This window comes from Marinobacter sp., assembly GCF_041686475.1.
Lineage (GTDB): Bacteria > Pseudomonadota > Gammaproteobacteria > Pseudomonadales > Oleiphilaceae > Marinobacter.
In genome coordinates, this window is record NZ_JAWLDU010000111.1 from 1 (window position 1) to 4,770 (window position 4,770).

Annotated in this window: 6 protein-coding genes; 2 read left to right on the forward strand and 4 right to left on the reverse strand. The window is 57.4% G+C overall.

What is annotated here, in order from left to right:
- A partial coding sequence (locus ACESMB_RS14695; protein WP_372971952.1) for an amidohydrolase family protein occupies positions 1-760 on the forward strand: 760 nt, incomplete at its 5' end.
- On the opposite strand, the gene ACESMB_RS14700 is transcribed toward ACESMB_RS14695, so the two are convergent.
- From ACESMB_RS14700 to ACESMB_RS14710, 3 genes are all read right to left on the reverse strand, one after another.
- On the reverse strand, positions 757-1,986 hold the full coding sequence (locus ACESMB_RS14700) for a nucleoside recognition domain-containing protein (protein WP_372971953.1): 1,230 nt from the start codon (positions 1,984-1,986) through the stop codon (positions 757-759). The genes ACESMB_RS14695 and ACESMB_RS14700 overlap by 4 nt on opposite strands.
- Before the next feature lie 95 nt (positions 1,987-2,081).
- Positions 2,082-2,972, reverse strand: coding sequence for a DMT family transporter (locus tag ACESMB_RS14705; protein WP_372927677.1), 891 nt, complete (start codon positions 2,970-2,972; stop codon positions 2,082-2,084).
- Between the two features lie 120 nt (positions 2,973-3,092).
- Positions 3,093-3,572 (reverse strand): shikimate kinase, encoded by a 480-nt coding sequence (locus ACESMB_RS14710; RefSeq protein WP_372927679.1) that lies wholly within the window; start codon positions 3,570-3,572, stop codon positions 3,093-3,095.
- A 214-nt stretch (positions 3,573-3,786) separates the two neighbouring features.
- Here ACESMB_RS14710 and ACESMB_RS14715 point away from each other — a divergent pair, with 214 nt between their 5' ends.
- Positions 3,787-4,488 carry a lytic transglycosylase domain-containing protein gene (locus ACESMB_RS14715; protein WP_372927676.1) on the forward strand — a complete coding sequence of 234 codons (702 nt, stop codon included), beginning with the start codon at positions 3,787-3,789 and terminating at the stop codon, positions 4,486-4,488.
- Between the two features lie 18 nt (positions 4,489-4,506).
- Here the strand turns inward: ACESMB_RS14715 and ACESMB_RS14720 are convergent.
- A partial coding sequence (locus ACESMB_RS14720) for a LysE family translocator (RefSeq protein WP_372971954.1) occupies positions 4,507-4,770 on the reverse strand: 264 nt, incomplete at its 5' end.

Sequence of the window (4,770 nt, forward strand, 5' to 3'; positions counted from 1 at the left end):
CAAGACCGGTTTTGGCGTCAAGCGCCTGAAGCGGCTGGTGCGCCTTGAGGATTACGCTTTCAACCGTAGCCTCGAGGACATGACCATCGACGTCTGCCCTCTGAAGGACTGGGAAGGCAAAACGTTTGCTGAAGTTTTGACTCGCGTTAAAGCCATGAACGCAGGAAAACGCCTTGAGTGCAGCGATGCCGAAAAAGGTCTGCTGAAGGACTACTTTACGCAGGTGAAGGACGAAGGCGATTTCGTGCTGGCCATGCTGCGGGCCTTCGATCGAGACCTGAGCTGGTACACCATCTCCGCCAACCGGGACGAGCGAATGGTGCGGGACCTGCTTATGGACCGCCAGCTATTGCCGGGCTTCAACGACAGCGGCGCCCACCTGACAAACATGGCATTTTACGACGGCAACCTGCGGGCCCTGAAACTGGCATCAGACGGCGGCGATATGGACGTGGCCTATATGATACGCCGCCTTACCCAGGATCCCGCCCGGGTATTTGGCGTCAAGGGTGGCAGTATCGAGGTCGGTGACCAGGCAGACCTGATCCTGGTGGACCCCTCCGCGCTGCGCCGTATGGACCATAACAGCACCGTGAGACGCCAGTACCGGGAGGAATTCCAGCATGAACAACTGGTTAACCGCACCGATGGCGTAGTGCCCCTGGTAATGATTGCCGGCCATCCGGCCTGGCAGGGAACGGATTTCGACGACTCACTGGGCCATAAAAAAATGGGCTCCGTGCTGGCAACCACCTTCTAGCCGAAGAACCAGTAGCACACCAGGATAGCCGTCAGCACTCCGGCAAAATCCGCCAGCAGCGCACAACCAAGGCCATGGCGGATTTTGCGGATGCCGACGGCACCGAAATACACTGCCAGCACGTAAAAAGTGGTTTCGGTACTGCCCTGCATGGTGGCCGCCATGAGCGCGGGGAAACTGTCCACCCCGAAGGTATCCATGGTTTCAATCATCATGGCGCGGGCGCCACTGCCAGACAGTGGTTTCATAAAGGCCGTGGGCAATGCCTCAATAAATCCGGTATCCCATCCCAGCCCCTGAATCACCCAGCGAATGCCCTCCAGACACGCATCCAGAACACCGCTGGCCCGCAGAACGCCTATGGCCACCAGCATGGCCACCAGGAACGGAAGCAGCGAAACGGTGAAACTGAAGCCTTCTTTCGCTCCCTCGATAAAAGTGTCGTAAACGTTCACCTTCCTCAGGGCACCGATCAGAAGGAAGCTGATAACAATACCAAACAGCGTTAGATTGCCTACCAGCGTCGAGGTGGCAGCAAGAGCCTGTGCCGACATGCTCGCCAGTGTTGCCAGCAGCAGCCCCAGCGCCGCTGCCCCAGCAAGGAGATAAGCCAGCACCACCGGATGCCAGAGTTTCAGCCGCTGCATCAGGGACACGCTCAGCAGCCCCACCAGGCTTGAGGCCGTGGTTGCCAACAGAATTGGCAGGAACACCGATGTCGGCTCTGCCGCTCCCTGCTGCGCCCGGTACATAAAAATAGTCACTGGCAGGAGGGTCAGCGATGAAGTATTGAGAACCAGAAACAGAATCTGGGCGTTACTGGCCGTATCCTGGCTCGGGTTCAGCTCCTGCAGCGAATGCATGGCCTTGATGCCGATGGGGGTAGCTGCGTTGTCCAGGCCCAGGATGTTGGCGGCAAAGTTCATGGTGATGTGCCCCTGGGCCGGATGGCCACTGGGTACTTCCGGCATCAGCCTGCGGAACAGGGGGTCAAGCACCTTCGCCATCAGCTGGATCAATCCGGCTTTCTCGGCGATGGCAAGGAAGCCGAGCCACAGGGTCATGGTCCCTACCAGCACCAGTATGATTTCCACACTCAGCTCTGCCATGTCGAACATGGCCGCAACCAGGCGGCTGAACACTTCGGTATCGCCCATGCCCAGCCATTGCCACAGCGCCGCCGCAAAGGCTACCAGGAAAAACCCCAGCCAGATTCCGTTGAGCATTGTGTGACCTGCTTCCCTGAATTGTGAAGGACGGGTTCATTTTCGGGGCGCCAGCCTTCGATCTGCGCCATACCAACGTCGGGCGATAATAGGGATCAAGACGCTTGTTTGCGCTGGGTTACCACCAGGGCGACGCCGGTAATCGAGATGGCACCCCCGACCATCGCAAGCAAGCCCAGCGTCTCGTCGAAAAGCCAGTAAGCTTCCAGTGCTGTAACCGGAGGCACCAGGTAGAACAGACTCGCCACCTGTGAAGCCGCGCCACGGCGTATCAGCCACATCAACAGCAGGATGGCGCCGATGGAGACGCCGAACACCAGCCAGATCATCGACCATATCAATGGCGGGGCCCATTCCACCTCGCGGGTCTCGAATAGAAAGGCGCCAACTGCAAAAAACGTGGCCGCTGCGCTGTATTGAATAAAGGTGCCGGCGACCAGATCCGCCTGAGTGCCATTACGCTTCTGGTACACGGTACCCAGGGAAATGCCACCAAGAGAAAGCGCTGCCCAGATCAGCGTCCACAACGGGAACGCCGAGGTGGATGTGCCACCGCCGAACTTCTCCAGCAACACCAGCGTCACGCCTACCATGCCCAGTGCCAGCCCCAGCCATTGCCGGGACGAGACACTTTCCTTGAGTACCACGATAGCCACCGCCGAAGTCACCAGTGGCTGCAGGCCAACGATCAGCGAGATGATTCCCGAAGGCATGCCACCCTGGATGGCGTAATAGACACCGCCCAGATAACAGCCATGCACCAGCAGTCCCGTTACCGCCAGGTGCCCCGCCCCACGCCACCCGGGCCAGCGGGTTTTCATGAACCAGGCGAGCACACTGAGCAGCGCCAGTGTGAACAGCATGCGTATCAGCAGGAGTGTAAAAGGCTCGGCGAACGGCAAGCCGAATTTGGCGCCAATAAAACCCGTGCTCCACAACCAGACAAACAGGGCAGGCACAAAAAATGAGTAAAAAATCGGGGGCATACGGTAACCGTAAGGCAGACAAGTTTTGTTTTGCTTACTGTATACCGTCAATGGCAAACAAAACAGACACAGAAAACCGCATCAAAGACCGGCACAGTTGGCGATAGTGACGAACCGAGCTTACCTGACCTTTGCCATCGCTGCCGCAACGACGTCACAGACTTCTTCCTGATTTCTGCCCACGCAATTGATGACGACATCCGCAAAGCGGGAATAAAGCTCAAAACGCTCCGAAAACAGCTCCTCCAGCGACTGGTCCGGACGCCGGGAAATGCCCCTCGCGCTGTAATCCCCGATACGCTCCAACACCGTATGCAACGGGATATCAAGAAACACCACAATGCCAGCGCTTTTCAGATGGTGCATTGCCCGCTCGCTATAAACGGCACTGCCTCCAGTGGAGATCACCTGACGATGAACGTCCAGCTTGAGCAGTACCTGCTCTTCTATTCCCCGCAGTGCCTGATAACCATCAACATCTACGATGTCCTGCAGGGTGCGACCGGCCTCCTGCTGAATCAGCAGGTCGGTATCAATGAACCCCAGCCCCAACCGCTTGGCGAGTAGAACCCCGACCGTACTTTTCCCACTGCCGGGCATACCGATAAGAACAATGTTGCCTGAAGAATGATCAATGGGCACCTGCACCCCCGGAATACGCCAATAATGAGAACTGGCCGGCTATACTGGAAAAGTAACACTTTTCCGACAGACATTGCGGTTTCTTCAACGATATATAGCCGTATAATCAGTTCTGGGCTTCAGTCTGTTGATTGCAGCCAGCCCTGTTGATCCTGCAGTCCAAGAGCAAACAATGACAAGCGGCAAAAACCTCTTCGCTTCAGCGCTGACCCTTCTGCTACTGGCATTCTCCATGCCGGGGATGGCGGACAGTATCAAACGTATTGTCCACCCGGATGGAACGGTTGAATACACCAACGTAAAAGGCAGCAGTGAGGAAAAGGCTTCTACCCGGGATGAAGTGGTCTACCGGTATCGGGACGATAATGGCGTGGTTGCTTACAGTGGCAACCGGCCCGCCGGCGCAGATTTCGAGGTCATTCGCTTTCATTGCTACGCCTGCGACCCGGACTCCAATGTGAACTGGCGTACCACGCCGTTGTTCCTGAAACCTTATAGGGATGAAATCAGAACCGCCGCCAGCGATTTTAACGTGGACCCGGCCCTTGTAAGAGCCGTGATCCACGCGGAATCCGCGTTCAACGATAAAGCCCTGTCACCCAAGGGCGCCCAGGGACTTATGCAGCTTATGCCTGCCACCGCAGAGGAGCTGGGTGTTCGAAATGCCATGGTGGCCCCGGAAAACATTCGCGGCGGCGTCGATTACCTGGCCCGCATGCTCAAACGCTTCGACGGTGATATCAGGCTGGCAACGGCTGCCTACAATGCTGGCCCCGGTGCTGTCGGTCGCCATGGTGGCATACCACCCTATGCCGAGACCCGCGCCTACGTGGAACGGGTGGGTATCCTCCACGAGCGGTATGCGAGCAACTGAGCCTTTTGCCCAACATGGCTAGCCAAACGCCAGCCACACGCCAACCAGTATCATCAGGCTGCCAGCCACGCGGTTAACCGTTCGCACACCACCGCCCTGCTTCAGGGCCTTGCGTAGCGTTTTGCCACCATGGGCATAAAGCTGCAGGCAGAGAAACTCCAGGCCAAGGATAATAAGGATCAACGCGGTCAGCTGAGGCGCCAATGGCAGTTTGCTGTCGATAAAGGGTGGCAGCAGTGCAATGAAAAAGGCCCAGCCCTTGGGATTGGCAATGGCTGTAAC